Below are 18,300 nucleotides of genomic sequence, written 5' to 3'. Positions count from 1 at the left end.
ATGAAAGCAATAATTACATTAGGACAATATGAAAAATTAACAGGAGTAACGGTGGAGCAGGAACAGTCTGGCTTCATCGAAACTCTTATAAAAGCAGCGTCTGATATGATTGAAAGTTATATTGGTTATGATTTGGAAAAACAGGATAGGAAAGAAATAATCCAAAAGAAAATAAATATCAGTAGATTATGGGTTGCCTATCCTCCAATGAATGAAATAAAATCTATAACTATAAATGATAAAGCAATATCAGAAGACGACTATATGAATACAACAAAGAAAATAGAGTTTACAGATATGTTCTGTTCCTGTAACTGTGGATGTTCATTTTCATTTAAAGACAAAATTGTTCTTAACTACAATTCAGGATTTATTTTTGGAGAAAATGGGACAGTTCCAAATGATTTACAGTATTATGTAGCAATGCTTGTTAAGTCAATGTTTTTGCTTAGTCAGGATGATGAAGCACAAAAATATTCAAGTTATAAAATTGATGACATTGCTTATAATTACAAGGATAATGAAACTTTTATGAAACATATAGTACCAATATTGAAAAGGTTGTTGATTTAAATGGGTGTAGAAATAAAACTTAATTTAAAAGAATTTGAAAAAATGAAAGAAATACTTGAATACTTAACAAGCCATACAATAAAAGTTGGTTTTATAGGTGGAGAAAGTAATAATGGAACAAAAGTATCTGAGTATGCTTTTTATGTTGAATTTGGCTGTGGTAAGGGTAATGTTCCACGTCCATTTTTTAGAAATGCTACCAAAGATATTGAGGATTATTTAAATAAAACTTTAAAGCCTGTGATAATGCAGGCAATAACAAATGGATCAGATGGAACAACTGTACTAAATACAATAGGAGTTGAAACCGTAAGACTTATACAGCAAAGTATAAATAAAGGCGGTTATGCTGCAAATAAAGATAGTACATTAAAAAGAAAAAAAGGAAGTAAACCACTTGTAGATACAGGAACTATGATTTCTTCAGTAAGATTTGAAATAGAGTAGGTGAATTTATGGATAGTGTAAAAATACCAAGCCGTTTTTTTAAGGAATTGACATTATCAAGAACCGCACCTGAATGGGTGAATGGGGAACTTATACCCGAAACAATAGGAAAAAAATTTAAAGGAGCATTATTTGATTTAAAAAATTCCGATTATATTAAATTCCAATCACAAGGAACTACACTTGGATTTGAAGATAGAAAACTTTATACAACTGAAAATATCAAGATAGATATAAAAGATGAAGTTATAGACCATTTGGGAAATAAATTTAGGGTTGTAGGGAAAAAAGATTATAGACAGAATGGACACGCAAATTTGATAATTTGTTATTTGGAAAGGTTAAAAGATGGACAAGATTGAAGATTTTAGAAAATTGTTGAATAGTTTTAGTGATAACAAATGGCAAATAATCAATGGAGATATATTGGCTCAAACTCCAAACTATCCATATATTGAAATGTTTATAATAAATTACAGTCCAGACTTTCATAATCAAAGTGTAGAAGTTGTAGAAAAAGAAAACAAAACTTTAGTAGAACAGAATATAAAAACACATAATGCAACACTTCAGCTTAATTGTAGACACAAAAGTTTGACAGAATCCGTTGCATTAGCTAATGAACTATTTAAAATTATTAACTATGTAAAAAGAGAAATAATTAATAATAATGGTTTTGGAATAAAAGATATGTCAAATATAAAAAGTCTAAATGACTTTGAGGGTGGAAAATGGAATTACTGTTATTCATTTGATGTTGAAATTTCCTTTGATGTTATTGAGGATAGAATAATTGAATCAATTGAAACAGTAAAAACAGATATAAAAAATAAACAGGAGGTAATAAGAAATGAGTAACATTTTATCACAGAATATTAATGACGTTAATGTTACTGTAGTAAGAGAATACATAAGTAATTATAATGTGGACTTGGCTGTTCACAGACTGGTAACCGTTGAAAAGAATATACCGCTTACTAAATTAGAGCCTAAAACGGCTTTAAAAACAATGGTATCTCCAACCAATGAGGGTGGATTGGGATTGGAAAGTACAGATAATATTTATAAAATGGTTGAAAAATATTTGTCGCAAACAATTGAAAGCGGAGGGACAACAATTGCTTCAGACCATTTTTGGATACAAGGGATTAAATTTAATCCGCAGTCAGATGATTTGACACTTGCATTGACGGATAAACTGGAAAATTCAAAAGACGATGCAGACAATTATTTTTGGATTTTTGACATTCAAAACAAATCATTTAATGAATGGCTAGCGTCGTTTGTAACTAGAAATTATAACTTTGCTCTTATTGAAAAAGGAGAGGAAACGGTAAGTGATTTGGAAAAAACAGATAGATTATTTGCCATTGCTAATCCAAAAGTAAATGTAAAAATAAATGATACAGAAACGCAAGAATATTTAAACCCAAAAGGAACATTGGTGTCAGCATTAGGTGGTGGAATATTTACCAGACTGGCGACAGAGGGATTTGGAATGCGTATTAAACATAAGACATTACAAGGAATAAGAACATATAATACACCATTATATTTAAATAATGTTCCTTTGACAAATGTAAAATTAAATACTTATAAATCCAACAACATAGCAACATATGAAAAGGCTTGGGGCGATGGAATGGTATCAAGTTCAAGAACTTTGGGCGGAGATTTATTTGCAGACGAAAGAATTGCAATAGACTACATAATATTTACTAATACAGGTTCAATTCATAAGTTGTGGAACTCGCAAATTGGAGTACCTTATGATGACAAAGGTATTTCAATTATAGAAAGTAAATTAAATGATAATATGAAAGCGGTAGGACAAAAAGGTTGGTTGGCTTCAAGAAGTGCAAAGTCAAACGATTACGCTTATACTGTAAAAGTTCCAGAACGTATAAATGTGCCAAATCAAAATGTGGCTGACAGAGTTCTGAATGATACATCAATAGACTTTACACTTGCAGGACAGATTGAAAACTTGAATTTAAGACTAAATTGGAAAACAACATTAGTATAGGGAGGTAATGGAAAATGAAAGATGTAAACAAGGTTAGCATAACCTTAACATCTCCAACTGGGAGAACAAGAGTAATAACAGCTGTTTCAATAAATCCAGCACAAAATAATCCTAATTTTGCACATTCAGATGCAGATATGAATGGAGATGTAGTAACAATATTGACAAGATCCACAGCTTCAGCTTATGAAGTAGTAGTTAGACAGAATAGTGGACATTTTAACTTTTTAAATAACTTTATACAGGACTGTATGGATGAAAGTTCTTTGGGAACTGGATTATTTAAAAATACATCTAAAAAAGGAAGTCCAGAAGTACACGTACTTGGTGGAGTTTCAGTAGCACAAAAAGAAAGTGGGCAACATGATAATTCAAATGTAGACGCAACATTCTCAATATTAGTTGAGAATGTGGAAAGACGTTCAATATAAAATATTTATAGGAGGATAAAAAATGCCAAGTTTAAAATTAAAAAACATATATATGAAAGATGAAACAGGTAAGGGATATAAAAAATATGATGAAGTAATAGTTGAGTATCAGGATAATGGAGATGATGAAAAATTTGCAAAAATAGTATCGGCTTATACAGAGGGAAGAGCAGATGTATTGGATACTTATGACGCATTAGCTGAAGATATGATAATTTCCCCAGAGCAATTTAAAGAACATAAGAATTTTGGGAAAAATGCGGCTGCTATTACACAGAGGTTACTCCCTTTTTTGTTGAAATTTGGCAACGAAGATATGATCGAGTCAAACAAAGAGCTAGAGATAGAAGAAATAGATGGGCAATAATTTTTGAAAATAAAATGGGAAGTATAAATGAAATTCTAAATATGGATAACGATACATTTTTGGAAATGAAAATTGCAAGAGAAGATTGGATAAAGGAGGTTAAAAAAAATGGCAAATGATATGATTATAAATATTAAATCTACGGCTGATAAAAGTGGAATTGACGCTGTTGATAAAGCTGTTGAGGATTTAACCTCTTCTTCAAAAAAAGCGGGTAAAAGCGTTGATGAACTTGGAAATGAAGTGAAAAAAGCAGGTAGAGGTAAATCAGAACTTGACAAAGTGAAAGATGGTTTAGGTGGAGTTGGAAAAGGAGCAAAGGACGCTAAAAAAGGTGTTGATGTTTTAGCCGGAGGATTTAAAAGTTTAATGGCATCAATGCTTCCTGTTTTAAGTGCGGCTGCAGTTGTAGGTTTTGTAAAGAAGTCGTTGGAAGTGTTCGGAGAATTTGAAAAAGGTATGAATGCAATTTTTACTTTATTACCTAAAAAATCAGCGGAAGCTGAAAAAGCAATGGGAACTAGAGTGAGAAATATGGCTAAAACGTATGGTATTGAAATGGCGGACGCAACAGATGCTGTGTATAATGCTTTATCTGCTGGAGTATCCGAAGATAATGTTTTCAAGTTTGTTGAAACAGGAGTAAAGGCAAGTAAGGCTGGTATGGCAAGTTTGAGTGACGCAACAGCAACACTTAACACTATAATGAATAACTACAGAAATGATAATTTAGATGTAATGAATGTTTCTGATTTATTATTTGCTACGATAAAAAAAGGGGTAACATCATTTCCAGAATTAGCAAGTAGTATTGGAGATGTACTGCCAACAACAGCGGCAGCTAATGTATCATTTCAACAAGTTGCGGCCACAATGGCAACGTTGACAGCTACAATGGGTAAAGGTTCAACTGCTAAAGCTGGAACATCAATGAGAGCAATGTTTGAAGAATTAAATAACTCAGGAAGTAAAACGTACAAAATGTTTAAACAGTTGAATGGTGGAGTTGATTTTAAAACGTTTATGAAAAATGGTGGAAACGTATCAGATGCACTGGGAATGATTGAGAAAAAAGCACAATCAACTGGGAAAACAGTGGCTGATATGTTTACTTCTGTTGAGTCAAAAAAGGCTGTAAATATTCTTACTTCAAATAAAAAAGTTTTTGATGAAAATTTAGAAGAATTTAAGAATGTAGCTGGAGCAACTGATGAAGCCTATAAAAAAATGAACAGAGGTTGGGCCGCTGCTTCAGGAAGATTAAAGGCTGGATTTCAAGATACAATGATTAGTTTTGGAGATGCAATTGCACCAGTAGCAGAATTGATAGGAACAGGATTAATCGGAGCATTAAATCTTGTAACCCCATCTATTGATTTGCTTGGGCAAGGAATAGATAAGGTTCTTGAACCAATTAGAAATTTACAAGAGGCTTGGGGATTTTTAAACAATAAATTTGAAAATCAAAATCAAGCACAAGAAGCATTAAAAGAACTTTCGCCAGAAGTGCGAAATCTTATTGAACCATTATCACAAGTTAAGTCGAAATTTGATGAAATTTCATCAGCGTTTGGTTCGGCATTTTCAGAAGCATTACCTAAACTACAAGAAGCCTTTGGAGGAGTTTTTGACGCTTTTATGTCAAGTTTTGTAGAACCTATACAAGAAAAAGTAAATGAAGTATTCAGCAATCTTTTTGGGGATTTTAATATTGATGATATTAATTTTGGGGAAGTATTTCAATCTATGTTTGACGGAATAATCACATATGTTGAAATTATTAAACCAGTAGTAGAGGGATTGGGAACTTTGTTTAATTCAACATTTTCAATAATAATGGATGTCGCTGGAATGGCTGGGCAGTTTGTTATTGATACACTTTCTAAAATGGGAATTTCGAGTGAAGATTTAAAAAGTTTTTTCCAAGATTTAGGTACAATAGCAGGTGCTGTATTCGGTGGAATAGGAAAAGTATTGCAAACTGCTTGGAGTGTAATTAAACCAATATTAGAAAAAGCGATAGGTTTAGTATCTGATTTAGTTGGTTGGATAGGAAAGGTAAGTTTTGACGGAATCTCAAAAGGTGCAAGTGCATTGGCTGGATTCTTAGGTGGAGGAAATAAGCCAAAAAAGGCATTGGGAGATGATAATTTTTCAGGTGGAACAACAACCATATCTGAACAAGGAAAAGAATTATTTGCCACACCTAGCGGAATGCTTGGAGTATCGCCAAATTCAAGAGCTGAAATGATGTTGCCAAAAGGAACTCAAATATTTAGTAATAAGAAAACACAAAAAATAATAAATATGGCAAAAAATATATTTAATAATAAAGGTTCTGAGCAAAAAATAGTTAATGGCGAAAATAAAATTGCAATAGAAATGCCCATAAATATTGCAAATGTTACTCAAGAACAGGTAGAAAAACTTAACAAACTAAGGCCAATTATTATGTCAATAGTTGAAAATGTTTTAAGTGATAAAGAAAGCGAAAGAAGCTACAAATGGGGTGATATTTAATGGATTTAAATAGTTATGTAGGACAATTTGATAGTTATAAAAATCAAATTAAAGACTATGGTAGACAGGCTAAAAGTAAGCTGGATGATTATATTGGTAAATATCTCAATAAATATAAAAAAGGAGTATATTTGAATGATATTCCACTTGATTGGGTTAAAATTTCTGAAAATCAAAAGGGAAGTTTAAAGGAATATCCGTTAGATCCATCTTCTGTTCCAGACCAAATTCAAACGAATTTACGAATTGGTAATCAAGAGTTTAGTTTAGATATTATGTTTAACTTCAATAATAAAGAAAAAAAGGAACTTTATCAAAAAATAAAAGAACTTTTTAGAAAAAAAGAACAAGTAAAAATAATAACTAAAGATGAGATATTTGAAAATTTACTTATAACTGGAATATCAAGAGACGTTAATTCAGATAATTATAGTTTTAAATTGAATATTGTGCAATACCAAACAGCTAAAATAGTTTCAACTGGAGAAGTTGCGGGAAGTGAAGCCACACAGGTAAATCAAACAACAACGGTAGGTACACAAGGGGTAACTTCAAGCAATGTTTCAGGAGGCTACTTAAAATGAGAATAAATATAGACAAAACATTATTTCCGTTAAAATTCACACTTAGGATATTAGATAAAAATTTTAAATTGTTATTTAAGGAACATAGAATGCTTATAAATGACGATGAATTGAATCCGATATACAAAAGTCGTATTTATTTGGATATTTTTGATGAGGATGAAAATTTATTGCTAAAAAATGAAAAACTTGTTTTTGGAGTTCCTGTTGGACTTTATCTTTCAAGAGATAGAAGTAATAATAGAAATTTATCATTTCCTTATGCTTATATTTTCCCATTTTCCGAAGATAAGATTGAAAGAGAAGTGAGTTATGAAAACTTAAATAACACGGTATTTATAGAATTTATTGAGTTGGAAGAAGAGGAATAATATGGCTGAAAACAGAATGATAATAGGAGAATTATTTAATGAAAGTGCATTAATAACAATAAGAACTTCTGGAAAAGATATAGAAGTACCATATCAATATTGGAATCCAAATGATGGCACTCAAACCGAAGAAATAAGAGGTTATGATATTTCAGTTGATTATAAAGATAGTGAAAACAATGAGCTGAGTAGTGGAGAAATAGTTATATTTAATTTGGCACAATCAGATATAGATTTAATAAGGGAAAAAGATACTATAAATGTCAAAATGGGATATGGAAAGGATATAGGCGAGGTATTTACTGGAACAATAACGGAAGTTGTGCAAATAGATTATCAGTTGAAAATCAAGTTTATAGAAGCACATATAGCATTTAACGACAGAATAGCATTAGGATTAGAACCTACAAAAGCGAGTAAAGTTATAAAACAGCTTGCTGATAGTATAGGTTTTAGCGTAAAAAAGTGCCAATTAAAAATAGATAAGGAATACAGGGGCGGTTTTTATATGTCGCCTTTTGATGTTCCTTTGAGGCGAATAATACAAGTTGTTAATGATTGTGATAGTAAAATTAATATAAAGTATGATGAACTGTATATTTATTCAAAAGAAAATGATGATACAGAAAAAATCGTATTGAATAGACAAAGCGGTTTGATTGATGAACCTAAGAAGTATGTTAAGCCTGAAAAATCAGCGTCAAAAAATAGAGGGAAAAAAACTAACAAAAGTGAGAATAAAAAAAGCAGTAAGAAAGGAAAGAAAAAAACTAAAGCTACAAAAACTAAAAGTACAAGTAGTGAAAATAAAAAGGTTGAATATGATTATACCGTGAAATGTTTATTGATACATTATTTGAAAAAAACAGATAATGTGATTATCGAAAGTCAGACATTTAATGGGAAAGCCAAAATAGTGGCATTGTCAATTAAAAATTTTGAAATGGAACTTAAAGTAAAAGTATTAAATGAGGTGAAAAAAAATGGAAGTAATACCAACAACAACACTAGGAAAAATAACAAGAAGCTACGGTGATGGTTTTTATGCAATACAACCTATAGGAACAATTAAAGGAGTTGCTTTTGCTCCTATTCCGAGAGTTCCGATGTGTCAGCTTGGAAATTTTGACATCAATCAAATTTTTCCGTTTAAAGTTGGCGATATAGTTCCTATTGCTTTTTTGTCTTTTTCTCAATCAAACTATTTAGAAGCAGAAGAAGATAAAGACTTAGATAGCGATACAACAAATGATTTTTCAGACTGCATAGCATTTCCTTTTGTTATTCCAACCTCTGCTAATCCAATAAGTGCTGAAACAGTTACTATAAATGCAGATATAGAGCAAAGTGGGAAACTTGCTAATGATGAAACAATAAGCAACGGAATAGCATTGACAACCCATATTCATAGTGGAATTACAAAAGGTGGAGATAAAACAGAAAAGCCTGAATAGGAGTGAAAAATGGATTTAAGACTAGGAAACATAAATCACGGAGAACTAGAAATTAGCAATAATGATTTATCAGTAGTTTTGGATAAAAATATAGAAATAATGCAACAAATAGCCGTTATGTTAAAGATAAGGGCTGGGGAACTAGAATATGATACTAATTATGGATTGAATTGGCTGTATTTTGAAACTGGAAATAAAGAATTGGTAGAAGAGGATATTAGAAATAAAATATCAACCTATTTCAAGGAAGTTGAAAGGATTAACTCCATAACTTCCAAATTCAATGATAAAGACAGAAGAAAATTAGACGTATCTATTTCATTAAATATTAACAGTCGGACATATTCGTTAGATTTGGAGGTGTAAAATGGCAAGAATAGAAATACCAAGTTTAAATGAAATAATAGAAACTATGAGTTCTGGAATAAAAGAAAGTAATGTTGATTTTTCAGGAGATAAAAGAACAATTTGGTATATGATGATAGGTTACCCAGTTGGAAGATTGGCTCAACAAAAATTATATAAAATACAATATTTGGCGGATAAAGCAAATATATATAAAGCTGAAAATGAAGAATTAGACGATATTTTAAATGGAAATTTCAATTTTCCTAGAAAACAGCCTAGTTTTTCAAAAGCATTCGTAACTTTGAATGCTGTAAATGGAACGACAGTAGATATTGGAGAATTAGGAGTTAAGACAGTTAGTGGCATTGAATTTTTTAATATAAACACAGCAACAGCAACTAATAATACGATCACATTAGAATTTGAATGTGAAACAGCTGGAAGTATTGGAAACATTGCAAGTAATGAAATAACTAAATTTATAACTACTGTTTCAGGAATATTGTCAATAAATTCTAATACAGCAGGAGAAGGGGGACAAGACAGGGAAAATGATATTAAATATAGGGATAGATGGTTTAATTCGAGATTTAGAAGTTATTGGAATATTGATGGTATAAAATCAGCATTAATGGATTTGGACGGCGTAGAAAGTGTTTATGTTAATGAAAATCATGAGCCAATAACTGTAAATGGAATTGAACAGAAAAGTGTAATTATAGTTGTTGACGGCGGTATAAATTCACAAATAGCACAGACAATATTTGAAAAGAAAGACCAAGCAATAAAATCAGTAGGGGATATAAAAGGGATAGCCAAAGATACTTCAGGAGTTGAAAGGGAAATTTATTTTTATAGACCTAAAATAATAAAGATAGATGCAAAATATACATCTATTCCAGCAAATTATGCAACTGATAATAAAGCAAAAATAGATAATTTGATTAATAACTATATAAAATCTAAAGGGGTAAATGGTTTTATAAGTGCCTATGAATGTTTTATAGAAAGCATAAGGCCAAATATACCAGAAATTGATTTAAAACATTTAGATTTATCATTCAAACTTGCTTCTGATAGTGAATATTCAACAAATTTACAGCTAAAAATTAGGGAAAAAGGTGAGTTGAATGTATAACAACTATAAATATTTAACAAGTAAGATTCCATATATTTTGCAAGCCACAGAAATAAATCAATTATTTATTCAAAGTATTGCTAAAGTTTTTGACTTGATAGATAAATATATTGATATGCTTGACAATTATTGGTTAATTGATAAAGCAAAAGGCGAATTTTTAGATGATTTGGGAGCTTTAGTTGAAGAAAAAAGAAACAATGATGTAGATGATAATTATAGAAAAAGAATCAAATTAAAATTTCAAGCGTTGGATATAGTGCCTACTCTTGATAATATTCTAAATTTAATTAAAAGTTTTACAGGATTATTTCCTGAAATTCGTGAAGGCTGGAAAGTTGACGGTGAAGCTGGACGATATGATATAGATTTTATAGCTGAAAAAAATTATAACTTTTCATTGATAGATGTAATAGACTTAGAAAGTATCATAGGTGGAGGTATAAAAATAAACACGAGAAAATGCCTAGAAAATTATAACCAAGCGTATTACTCAGGAGATATATTTGCTGGAGATGTTTTATTTCCATTGCATTATACAAGAAAAGCAGATTGTAATTTCAATTTTGATGATATACCGTATTCAAAAGAAATAAATGCTGGAGATAAAATTTACTTATCAGATGATCTAATAAATTTTGAAAGGAGATAAAAATGTCAAAAAAATTCACAAATGTGATAGATAGAGGAAGAACAGTTGCCAATAAATATAATATTGTAAATAATAGTGACGGCACAGCAATAATTACTGATATTCCTAATAATATTAATGTAGCTGGAACTCCATTGGATAAGAATTTATTTAATCCAATGCAGGAGGGACTTAATTTTACTGTCGGAACAGTCCATGCAGTAGAAAATAGCACAGATGTTTACGAATTAGACATAGAGGGATTAAAGGGAACAAATAATTTGAATGGGTTAGAATTGTTTGACGGATTAACATTTAATATTAAAATAACTGAAGCAAATACAACAAATGTAGTTATGTTAAGAATTTCTGGAGATAAATATAATTTAACAAAGGAAGATGGGGAAACAGTTATTAATTTAACCGTTGGAGAATTACAAAAGAATAGATACTACAAAGTTATTTTTGACGGTGTAAGATTTGTAATTCCACTTGAAATGGTGGAATATAATCAATTTTTAGGGACAAATTTTGGTGGATTATTAGGGACAGTAGGAACTAAAAAAGTGGGAGTGGCATATTATGATGTCGCAAATAAACAAATGGTAGTGCCAAAAATAGAAAATGATTTGACTTATTATGAAAGTACAAAATTTATTCCTATTTCAGACTATCAAACTGCAAACAAATTGGAAAATTTATCCAGTGTTGAAAGCTATGCGATAGATTCAAGGCTCACGGTCGGAGTAATTCACAAAATTGGAAATATTTGTATTCTGACTGTAGATTCCAACGAAGTTTACAACGGTCGGAATTACGGAGAAGTGCTTTTTAATATCCCTGAAAAATTTCGTCCAAAGTTCTTAACTCCAGTCAGCGTTGGAATAATTAATTCTGCCAGTGGTGGAGCGGCTCACATAGAAACAAACGGTAATGTAGTGTGGCGTGGGGCACGAACAAGCTCCGCGTTATATATCAATGCGGTATATTTAGCTAAATAAACTTAGTTTAAACAATATAACTGACTGAAAATATTATGCTGGCAGAATTGACTGTTGCACCTTTCCATTTACCAATTCCGCTAGGTTCAATATATACCGTTCCGTTCGAAGTATTGTACTGAGAAGCATTAACTGAAAGGAAAGTCTTGGGCTTAAAACCATCTGGAATTTGAAATATTACAGTATTATCATTAATGTTTTTGAGAGCATTACCACTATCAAATATTATAGTTACTATATTCCCAACTTTTTCTACAATATTACATGTAGTTCTTCCAGCACCAATTGCTTCTGCATGAACGTAAAGTTTCGCTTGTTGGACTTTGGATAAATTTTCCAATTTACTCAAAAAAGCTATACTTAAAATAAAAGTATAGGAGTGATTCAAATGAACAAAAATTGGGAAATCTACAAGGAATATCTGAACAGTTGTATAGTGAGAAATGAAAGTGTAAAAAACACAACATATAGGACTTACACAAACAGTATGAAACAATTTGTTGAGTATTTACGACGATATGAAAATAATTGTTATTTATTGAACAGAAAAAATTCCAAAAACATGGTGGTTATTTTAGAACGATACATAAGATACTGCAGGGAAGTAAAAGGAAACAATGCAAGTACTATCAACAACAAAATAACAGCAATAAGTAGCTTCTATATATGGGCTGTTAAAAGAGATTTAGTGGAGGTGCATCCGTTTCGGGATAAACTAGACAGATTAAAAGTTACAGATGTGGAAAAGAGGAGAAAAAGCTATTATTTAAACAGTAAGGAAATAGTGGAAATACAAGTGAAAATGAAATTGTCTGAAAAATATGATTTGCAAGATCAGATAATATTCAATCTTATTATTGATACTGGATGTCGAATATCGGCATTACATTCAATTAAAATGAGTAATTTAGATTTAGAAAATGGGATAATAAATGGAATTGTAGAAAAAGAACAAAAAATTGTGGAATTTGTGATATTTGAAAACACGTTAAATTTGATAAAGGAGTGGTTGAAATGTAGGAAAGGCAACATAGAATACTTATTTGTTACTAAATACAACGGAGTATTTAAGCAAATGAGCAAATCAACTATACGTGATCGAGTTAGAAAAATAGGAAAACTTGTAGGAATAGATAATTTATATCCTCACACGTTAAGGAAAACTAGTATTAATTTATTGGCGGAAGTCGGTGGAATTGAATTAGCAAGTGAATTTGCAAATCATTCTGGGATTGATGTTACAAAGAAACATTACATCAAGAAAACTACTGCAAAAGATAGGAAAAATAAATTGCTAGAAATTCGCAAAAAAGCGGGATTTTAGCATAAAAATTGAAAGAAATTTGGGAATTATCAAGAATTGTTATTACGTTTTAAAAAAATTTACGCCGATTTTTAGGGACTTTGAAGTAATTTTATTTTGGGCCAACTTTTGTTTTTTATCAAATTACCGAAGTCGGTAAAACGTTCAAAGTTAAGAAAATTAACAAATGAATTTTTAAAATCTGTAAAAATTCCCAAACTATCACAGAATTAAAATCATAAAAAAGAAATGGAGTGATAAAAAATGACAACAGTAATATTTATTTACTTGATAGCAACAATGGAAAATATCGCACAGCCAGTAACTACTGGACTTGAGCATTTTAAGGAAAATCCGACAACGTTTTATCCTGACTGGAATGAGGAAACAATGAAATATTCTACCGTGTTACTTGTAAATCCAGTTGTGGATATTGAAACTGGAGAATTGAGGGAAATGACTGAATTTGAAAAAGTTAAGGCTGGAAAAAGAATACTAGATGATGGAAGTTATCTTGATGAATCAAACAAAACTATCGTAACAGTAGCTAAACCGAATGAGTACAGTAAATGGGATAAAGATACTAAGAGTTGGGTTGAGGATAATGCTGAGAAATTACAGTATTTAAAAGATACAAGATATAAAAAACAGCAAGAGTATATCAAATTCAAAAAAGAATTGGAAAATAAGGAAGAGGAAAAAGAGGAATTTGAAAATATAGGCTTTGACATAACCGAAACAGAGGAAAGGATAACAGAGATAAAGTCCGAAATGGATTTATTGAAAACTGAAATAGCAAAATTAACAAAAGAAATTAAAAAAGTAGAAAAGGAAGTGGCATAGATGAATAGATTTGACAAAATTTTCAACTTTATGTTGGCTGTCGAGGGTGGTTATACTAACGATAAGAATGATAAGGGTGGAGAAACAACATGGGGAGTTACAAAAGAGGAAGCAAGAAGAAACGGATACAATGGCTCTATGAAAAATTTAACACAAGATTTTGCAAAAAGAATACTGGAAAAGGATTATTATCTAAAAAATTGTTTGAATGAAGTAAGAAATGATAAGGTTGCACTTTCAATATGTGACTGGAGTTTTAACTCGGGAAAATGGGCAACTAAAAAAGCACAAGTGACATTAAATAAATTTTTTGGTTATGATCTAGTTGTAGATGGTATTTTTGGAATCAAAACTATAAAAGCTTTAAATGAAGTAGAAGAGCAGGGAAAATCTGAAGAATTTTTAAAAAATTATCATAATTTACAAAGAAAATTTTATCACTCTGTTGTGGAATACAATCCAACACAAAAAGATTTTTTAAAAGGATGGCTAAATCGTGTTGATAAAAAAGAAAAATACTTAAAGGAGATGGTGTAAGATGAAAAAACTTTGTATAATAATTGGACACGGCGGAAACGATTGCGGAGCAATTAACCCTCATACAAAAGAGACTGAGCTTGCTTATAATACCGAACTTGCTGATATGCTTATGGAAACATTAAAAAATGAGTATGAAGTCGTAAAATATAACAGGGGATATAACAAGGTTGAAAATATTGGGATAGTCAACGGCTACAAATCAGACTTGATTTTATCACTGCATTGTAATTCATTTGATGGAATTGCTTCAGGAACAGAGGCACTTTACTGGCATTCAAGTGAAAAATCTAAAAAATTAGCAGAGCTATTAAGTAAAAATATTTCTGAAACTTTTGGAATCCACAACAGAGGAGCGAAACCAAGAGTTACAAATGAAATTAAGAAACGGAATCCTATTAAATTCAAAGATATGGAAACAAGGGGAAGTTATTTGCTTTATAAGACAAATGCACCTTGTAATATTATTGAGCCATTTTTTATAGACAATGATGGAGATTTAAGAATTGGTAAAGAGAAAAAACGGGAATATGTGGAAGCGATAAAAAAATCTATAAAAGAATATTTTGAAGGAGTGATGTAAAATGAACGTGATAACAACAGTATTAAATCAATTTGGAGGAAATGTAATAAATCTAGTGGCAGTAGCATTAGCTGGATTTGTAGTAAAGGGAATTTCAACATATCTTGTAAAAGGATACAGATATCTGCTTAAAAAGAAAATGGCAAGATACGTAACACAGTTTATACCAAACGGGATTGCATTCGGAGAACTGCTGAAGGGAGTCAAGCCCAATGAGGAAAGGCTGGTGCAGGCTGTATTGACAGTTCAGAACTTGGTTTTAAAAATGTTTCCTGAAAGACTGAGACCAACAGTCGATAAGCTGTTTGATGAAAAAGCGATTGCAAGAGAGATAGAAAGACAGCTTAACGAGGACAAGCAAGAGGGTTTAGTGAAGCCGACAGCAGTAGAAGAAGAATAAGAGCTACTGTCGGAGAGAAAATAGAAAAAGTAACTGAACAGGCAACGGAAAAAGCAATTGACAAAGTGATTGAAAAAGTAGTGGAGAGTGGAAAACTCTCTGCTACCGACAACAATAAACTGAATTTCAATGTGATTGATTATAAGCGTGACTACAGTCGAAGTAATATATATGCTGATATAAATTACCGGGATAATTTCAGAGGAGACAGAGAATTGCTTGCCAGAGCTGGGTTCGTTTATTATTTTGGCAGAAAGTAGGAATAGCAATGCAGTTAAAGGAGCTTATATTGTACATAGAAAACCATGGGATTTCAATAGTATTCATGTGTCTGACAATAATTATACTTTACCGTTCTGTAGTTCCTTTCATGAAAGAAGCTCTTGAAACACAGAAAGAAATGAAGAAGTTTATGCAGAGTATGAACATGAATACTATGAGAGGAAAAGGGCTTGAGATGGTATTAAACTTTACATCTCAAGGGCTAAGATGGAGTTTGCAAAAAAGAATAATACAGTATATAATAGACAATAATATCAGTCTTAACTGGATTATAATATTAAGAGAAATAGATTTGAAGATTGAGGAAAAAAAACATGAAATATATACGGATTTAAGAGATATAATTGACAAAGCTGTATTAAAAGTGTTTATGACAATTTTAGATGAAGAACTTACTGAAACTAAAAATCTTATAATTGCTCTACTTGAAGACTTAAAAGAGCATGGCAAACATGATAAATCACTCTATGTAACGGCAGAAAGAAGTGTAGAAACACATTTTGAACATTTTGAAAATAGAATGTATAACAAAATAAAAGATTTATTGAATTAGGGTACTTTGTGTATCCTATTTTTTTGTTTTCAAAAAAAGTAATTATTTTATAAAAAATGCTTGCTTTTTTTATAAAAGTATGGTACTATATATGTGTAGGAAGGAGGTGGAAATATATGATAGGTAAAATAAAAAAATTGAAGATTAAAAAGCTTGAGGTCGAATTCAATTTCTTAATCTTCAAAATCAAAATTTATTTTGAATAGGCTCTGGGGCTTTAAGCCCTATCCTATAACCTATTATATCACAAAATGAAAAAAGAAATCAAATTAAAAAAAAGAAAAATTACTTTTGAAGTAAAAAAAACGACTTTAAAAGAAAAGATAAATTTCTTTATAGCAATAATCATAATAGCTATAATAATTTATCTAGTAAGGAGATAAGTATGACAAAGCCAAGGAGTTTAAAAAAGGGGGAAAGTCCAACTTGGAACGTTGGAAGAAAGGCGACAGGATTAAAGAGAAATAGAGCCTTAACTATAAGGTTTACAGAAACTGAATTTGAATTTATAAACAAAAAACTTAACGAAATTGGCGGAAGTAAATCTGAAGCTTTGTTGAAAATTTTAGGATTTGAAGAGCGATAACTATGAAAAACTAGAAATTTTGAATACATCATGTCTAATAAAATATAAAATAAGAGCCACACAAGGCTCTTATTCTTTTTCTGTATTTTTAATAGCTGTTTCAATTTTAACTTTCAGAATTTTCAAATCCTGAAGTCTCATTTCTTCCAGCTCAATTATTTTAATTTTCTTCAAATTTTGAATATCTTTTTCATCTAAGTTTTTGATTTTTAAATTTTTCATTTATCACTCCTTGATTTTTTAGTAAGGATTTGATAAAATAAACTTACAAAAGATTATGTTATTCTCTATTGATATTTGTGGTATTGATAGAGAATTTTTATTTTATCAATTAGGGGGCAAAAAAGGGGCAAATTTTTTTAAAATTATTATTTTCTTGCATTTTTTGCTAAATGCTTGTATAATAAAAGCCAGTAAAAATAACTATAAATAATAGTAATAAAAAATATAATGATGTTTGGGAAAATCCATCTCTAAAAAAAACCTTTTGGAAACACATATTATTCAAAAGGATAGTGTGTGTTTTTTATTTGTCTAAAAAAATAGGGAAAATTTTAATTAAGCAAAAAATAAAAATTATAAGGAGGAAAAATTTTGGAATTTTTTAGAAACTTTCAGTTTGGAGTAAATGAATTAATGTGGTTAGGATATTTGCTACTTAATTTTACAGCGGTTATCTTGGCTTATAGATTTTGGGGAAAGGCAGGATTGCTTTCAATTGTACCGCTTTCAATAGTTATTGCAAATATTCAGGTTGGGAAGATGATGACCTTGTTTGGTGTCGATACGACAATGGGAAATATTGCATTTGGCGGAATTTATTTAGCATCAGATATTCTTTCTGAAAATGAAGGGAAAAAGTATGCTAGAAAAGTGGTTTCATTGGGATTTGCCTCAATGCTGTTTACAACTTTTATTATGCAAATTGTCTTAAAAATACAGGTAGCGCCGTCTGACACTATGCAAGGGGCTTTAAGTCAAGTATTTGGGTTTATGCCGAGATTAGCAGTTGCGAGCGTAACTGGATTTGCAGCTTCACAGGCATTTGACATCTGGTCTTATCAGGCAATCAGAAAATTGCGTCCAGACTTTAAAGATATTTGGATTAGAAATAATGCAAGCACAATGTTAAGTCAAATACTTGATAATATAGTATTCTCGTTTATGGCATTTTTAGGAGTTTATTCAATGAAAGAAATAATTATAATTATATTTTCAACTTATTTCCTAAAAGTAGTAATTGCATTATTGGATACACCGTTTGTATATATTGCGACAATTTGGAAAAATAACGGAAAAGTAAGTGAAGATTAATGAAAAGG

General features: G+C 30.6%; 26 protein-coding genes. 24 read left to right on the top strand and 2 right to left on the bottom strand.

The annotated features are described in order from the left end of the window. The 16 genes from BQ5344_RS11040 (at position 1) to BQ5344_RS10965 (ending at position 11,891) form a co-directional block, all read left to right on the top strand. Positions 1-573, top strand: a complete 573-nt coding sequence (locus BQ5344_RS11040) for a hypothetical protein (RefSeq protein WP_071125350.1) — start codon at positions 1-3, stop codon at positions 571-573. Beyond that, entirely contained in the window at positions 574-1,020 is a 447-nt protein-coding gene (locus BQ5344_RS11035; protein ID WP_071125349.1) for a hypothetical protein, read from the top strand. It abuts the gene before it with no gap. 8 nt (positions 1,021-1,028) lie between these two features. Beyond that, complete coding sequence (locus BQ5344_RS11030; RefSeq protein WP_071125348.1) at positions 1,029-1,382, top strand: hypothetical protein; 354 nt, start codon at positions 1,029-1,031, stop codon at positions 1,380-1,382. After that, entirely contained in the window at positions 1,369-1,878 is a 510-nt protein-coding gene (locus tag BQ5344_RS11025; protein WP_071125347.1) for a phage neck terminator protein, read from the top strand. The genes BQ5344_RS11030 and BQ5344_RS11025 overlap by 14 nt, the downstream gene beginning before the upstream one ends. Beyond that, positions 1,871-3,046, top strand: a complete 1,176-nt coding sequence (locus tag BQ5344_RS11020; RefSeq protein ID WP_071125346.1) for a hypothetical protein — start codon at positions 1,871-1,873, stop codon at positions 3,044-3,046. Before BQ5344_RS11025 ends, BQ5344_RS11020 begins: the two co-directional genes overlap by 8 nt. Positions 3,047-3,060: 14 nt before the next feature. Beyond that, positions 3,061-3,477, top strand: coding sequence for a hypothetical protein (locus tag BQ5344_RS11015; protein WP_071125345.1), 417 nt, complete (start codon positions 3,061-3,063; stop codon positions 3,475-3,477). A gap of 22 nt (positions 3,478-3,499) precedes the next feature. Beyond that, entirely contained in the window at positions 3,500-3,844 is a 345-nt protein-coding gene (locus tag BQ5344_RS11010; protein ID WP_071125344.1) for a hypothetical protein, read from the top strand. Positions 3,845-3,952: 108 nt separating this feature from the next. Further along, positions 3,953-6,364, top strand: coding sequence for a phage tail tape measure protein (locus tag BQ5344_RS11005; RefSeq protein WP_071125343.1), 2,412 nt, complete (start codon positions 3,953-3,955; stop codon positions 6,362-6,364). Beyond that, positions 6,364-6,948 (top strand): phage baseplate protein, encoded by a 585-nt coding sequence (locus tag BQ5344_RS11000; protein ID WP_071125342.1) that lies wholly within the window; start codon positions 6,364-6,366, stop codon positions 6,946-6,948. The genes BQ5344_RS11005 and BQ5344_RS11000 overlap by 1 nt, the downstream gene beginning before the upstream one ends. Next, on the top strand, positions 6,945-7,319 hold the full coding sequence (locus BQ5344_RS10995) for a phage baseplate plug family protein (protein ID WP_071125341.1): 375 nt from the start codon (positions 6,945-6,947) through the stop codon (positions 7,317-7,319). The genes BQ5344_RS11000 and BQ5344_RS10995 overlap by 4 nt, the downstream gene beginning before the upstream one ends. A 1-nt stretch (position 7,320) precedes the next feature. Continuing rightward, complete coding sequence (locus BQ5344_RS10990; protein ID WP_071125340.1) at positions 7,321-8,355, top strand: hypothetical protein; 1,035 nt, start codon at positions 7,321-7,323, stop codon at positions 8,353-8,355. Beyond that, a complete protein-coding gene (locus BQ5344_RS10985) occupies positions 8,303-8,773 on the top strand; it encodes a hypothetical protein (RefSeq protein WP_071125339.1) in 471 nt (156 codons plus the stop codon). The genes BQ5344_RS10990 and BQ5344_RS10985 overlap by 53 nt, the downstream gene beginning before the upstream one ends. A gap of 9 nt (positions 8,774-8,782) precedes the next feature. Continuing rightward, positions 8,783-9,139, top strand: a complete 357-nt coding sequence (locus tag BQ5344_RS10980; protein ID WP_071125338.1) for a contractile injection system sheath initiator — start codon at positions 8,783-8,785, stop codon at positions 9,137-9,139. 1 nt (position 9,140) lies between these two features. Beyond that, on the top strand, positions 9,141-10,259 hold the full coding sequence (locus tag BQ5344_RS10975; RefSeq protein ID WP_071125337.1) for a baseplate J/gp47 family protein: 1,119 nt from the start codon (positions 9,141-9,143) through the stop codon (positions 10,257-10,259). Continuing rightward, positions 10,252-10,911 (top strand): hypothetical protein, encoded by a 660-nt coding sequence (locus tag BQ5344_RS10970; protein WP_071125336.1) that lies wholly within the window; start codon positions 10,252-10,254, stop codon positions 10,909-10,911. The genes BQ5344_RS10975 and BQ5344_RS10970 overlap by 8 nt, the downstream gene beginning before the upstream one ends. A 2-nt stretch (positions 10,912-10,913) precedes the next feature. After that, on the top strand, positions 10,914-11,891 hold the full coding sequence (locus tag BQ5344_RS10965) for a hypothetical protein (RefSeq protein ID WP_071125335.1): 978 nt from the start codon (positions 10,914-10,916) through the stop codon (positions 11,889-11,891). Positions 11,892-11,898: 7 nt separating this feature from the next. Here BQ5344_RS10965 and BQ5344_RS10960 read toward each other — a convergent pair whose 3' ends face one another. Then, positions 11,899-12,279 (bottom strand): hypothetical protein, encoded by a 381-nt coding sequence (locus tag BQ5344_RS10960; RefSeq protein WP_158663022.1) that lies wholly within the window; start codon positions 12,277-12,279, stop codon positions 11,899-11,901. Here BQ5344_RS10960 and BQ5344_RS10955 point away from each other — a divergent pair, their 5' ends adjacent. From BQ5344_RS10955 to BQ5344_RS10920, 7 genes are all read left to right on the top strand, one after another. Further along, positions 12,280-13,215 (top strand): tyrosine-type recombinase/integrase, encoded by a 936-nt coding sequence (locus BQ5344_RS10955; RefSeq protein ID WP_071125333.1) that lies wholly within the window; start codon positions 12,280-12,282, stop codon positions 13,213-13,215. Positions 13,216-13,458: 243 nt separating this feature from the next. Next, entirely contained in the window at positions 13,459-14,037 is a 579-nt protein-coding gene (locus BQ5344_RS10950) for a hypothetical protein (protein WP_071125332.1), read from the top strand. Beyond that, entirely contained in the window at positions 14,038-14,574 is a 537-nt protein-coding gene (locus BQ5344_RS10945) for a glycoside hydrolase family 108 protein (protein ID WP_071125331.1), read from the top strand. Position 14,575: 1 nt separating this feature from the next. Further along, positions 14,576-15,157: an N-acetylmuramoyl-L-alanine amidase gene (locus tag BQ5344_RS10940; protein ID WP_071125330.1), complete on the top strand. Its 582-nt coding sequence runs from the start codon at positions 14,576-14,578 to the stop codon at positions 15,155-15,157. 1 nt (position 15,158) lies between these two features. Continuing rightward, positions 15,159-15,557: a hypothetical protein gene (locus BQ5344_RS10935; RefSeq protein ID WP_071125329.1), complete on the top strand. Its 399-nt coding sequence runs from the start codon at positions 15,159-15,161 to the stop codon at positions 15,555-15,557. A 289-nt stretch (positions 15,558-15,846) separates the two neighbouring features. Beyond that, positions 15,847-16,392: a hypothetical protein gene (locus tag BQ5344_RS10925; RefSeq protein WP_158663021.1), complete on the top strand. Its 546-nt coding sequence runs from the start codon at positions 15,847-15,849 to the stop codon at positions 16,390-16,392. A gap of 385 nt (positions 16,393-16,777) precedes the next feature. Then, positions 16,778-16,978 (top strand): hypothetical protein, encoded by a 201-nt coding sequence (locus BQ5344_RS10920; protein WP_071125326.1) that lies wholly within the window; start codon positions 16,778-16,780, stop codon positions 16,976-16,978. 69 nt (positions 16,979-17,047) lie between these two features. On the opposite strand, the gene BQ5344_RS12220 is transcribed toward BQ5344_RS10920, so the two are convergent. Next, positions 17,048-17,200 carry a hypothetical protein gene (locus BQ5344_RS12220; RefSeq protein ID WP_158663020.1) on the bottom strand — a complete coding sequence of 51 codons (153 nt, stop codon included), beginning with the start codon at positions 17,198-17,200 and terminating at the stop codon, positions 17,048-17,050. Between the two features lie 372 nt (positions 17,201-17,572). Here BQ5344_RS12220 and BQ5344_RS10915 point away from each other — a divergent pair, with 372 nt between their 5' ends. Beyond that, a complete protein-coding gene (locus tag BQ5344_RS10915) occupies positions 17,573-18,292 on the top strand; it encodes a queuosine precursor transporter (RefSeq protein WP_083378245.1) in 720 nt (239 codons plus the stop codon). The last annotated feature ends 8 nt before the right edge of the window (positions 18,293-18,300 follow it).

Origin of the sequence: Leptotrichia massiliensis (genome assembly GCF_900104625.1) — a bacterium.
Lineage (GTDB): Bacteria > Fusobacteriota > Fusobacteriia > Fusobacteriales > Leptotrichiaceae > Leptotrichia > Leptotrichia massiliensis.
The sequence above is the reverse complement of the archived record's forward strand: the minus strand, read 5'-3'. Positions and strand labels throughout refer to the sequence as shown.

Coding starts and splice junctions, on each gene's coding strand:
- BQ5344_RS11025 (WP_071125347.1), top strand. CDS start 1,369: ATGGACAAGATTGAAGATTTTAGAAAATTGTTGAATAGTTTTAGTGAT.
- BQ5344_RS11035 (WP_071125349.1), top strand. CDS start 574: ATGGGTGTAGAAATAAAACTTAATTTAAAAGAATTTGAAAAAATGAAA.
- BQ5344_RS10955 (WP_071125333.1), top strand. CDS start 12,280: ATGAACAAAAATTGGGAAATCTACAAGGAATATCTGAACAGTTGTATA.
- BQ5344_RS10940 (WP_071125330.1), top strand. CDS start 14,576: ATGAAAAAACTTTGTATAATAATTGGACACGGCGGAAACGATTGCGGA.
- BQ5344_RS11015 (WP_071125345.1), top strand. CDS start 3,061: ATGAAAGATGTAAACAAGGTTAGCATAACCTTAACATCTCCAACTGGG.
- BQ5344_RS10920 (WP_071125326.1), top strand. CDS start 16,778: ATGACAAAGCCAAGGAGTTTAAAAAAGGGGGAAAGTCCAACTTGGAAC.
- BQ5344_RS10965 (WP_071125335.1), top strand. CDS start 10,914: ATGTCAAAAAAATTCACAAATGTGATAGATAGAGGAAGAACAGTTGCC.
- BQ5344_RS10995 (WP_071125341.1), top strand. CDS start 6,945: ATGAGAATAAATATAGACAAAACATTATTTCCGTTAAAATTCACACTT.
- BQ5344_RS10985 (WP_071125339.1), top strand. CDS start 8,303: ATGGAAGTAATACCAACAACAACACTAGGAAAAATAACAAGAAGCTAC.
- BQ5344_RS10990 (WP_071125340.1), top strand. CDS start 7,321: ATGGCTGAAAACAGAATGATAATAGGAGAATTATTTAATGAAAGTGCA.
- BQ5344_RS11005 (WP_071125343.1), top strand. CDS start 3,953: ATGGCAAATGATATGATTATAAATATTAAATCTACGGCTGATAAAAGT.
- BQ5344_RS10980 (WP_071125338.1), top strand. CDS start 8,783: ATGGATTTAAGACTAGGAAACATAAATCACGGAGAACTAGAAATTAGC.
- BQ5344_RS10950 (WP_071125332.1), top strand. CDS start 13,459: ATGACAACAGTAATATTTATTTACTTGATAGCAACAATGGAAAATATC.
- BQ5344_RS11040 (WP_071125350.1), top strand. CDS start 1: ATGAAAGCAATAATTACATTAGGACAATATGAAAAATTAACAGGAGTA.
- BQ5344_RS12220 (WP_158663020.1), bottom strand. CDS start 17,200: ATGAAAAATTTAAAAATCAAAAACTTAGATGAAAAAGATATTCAAAAT.
- BQ5344_RS10970 (WP_071125336.1), top strand. CDS start 10,252: ATGTATAACAACTATAAATATTTAACAAGTAAGATTCCATATATTTTG.
- BQ5344_RS11030 (WP_071125348.1), top strand. CDS start 1,029: ATGGATAGTGTAAAAATACCAAGCCGTTTTTTTAAGGAATTGACATTA.
- BQ5344_RS11020 (WP_071125346.1), top strand. CDS start 1,871: ATGAGTAACATTTTATCACAGAATATTAATGACGTTAATGTTACTGTA.
- BQ5344_RS10945 (WP_071125331.1), top strand. CDS start 14,038: ATGAATAGATTTGACAAAATTTTCAACTTTATGTTGGCTGTCGAGGGT.
- BQ5344_RS10935 (WP_071125329.1), top strand. CDS start 15,159: ATGAACGTGATAACAACAGTATTAAATCAATTTGGAGGAAATGTAATA.
- BQ5344_RS11000 (WP_071125342.1), top strand. CDS start 6,364: ATGGATTTAAATAGTTATGTAGGACAATTTGATAGTTATAAAAATCAA.
- BQ5344_RS10975 (WP_071125337.1), top strand. CDS start 9,141: ATGGCAAGAATAGAAATACCAAGTTTAAATGAAATAATAGAAACTATG.
- BQ5344_RS11010 (WP_071125344.1), top strand. CDS start 3,500: ATGCCAAGTTTAAAATTAAAAAACATATATATGAAAGATGAAACAGGT.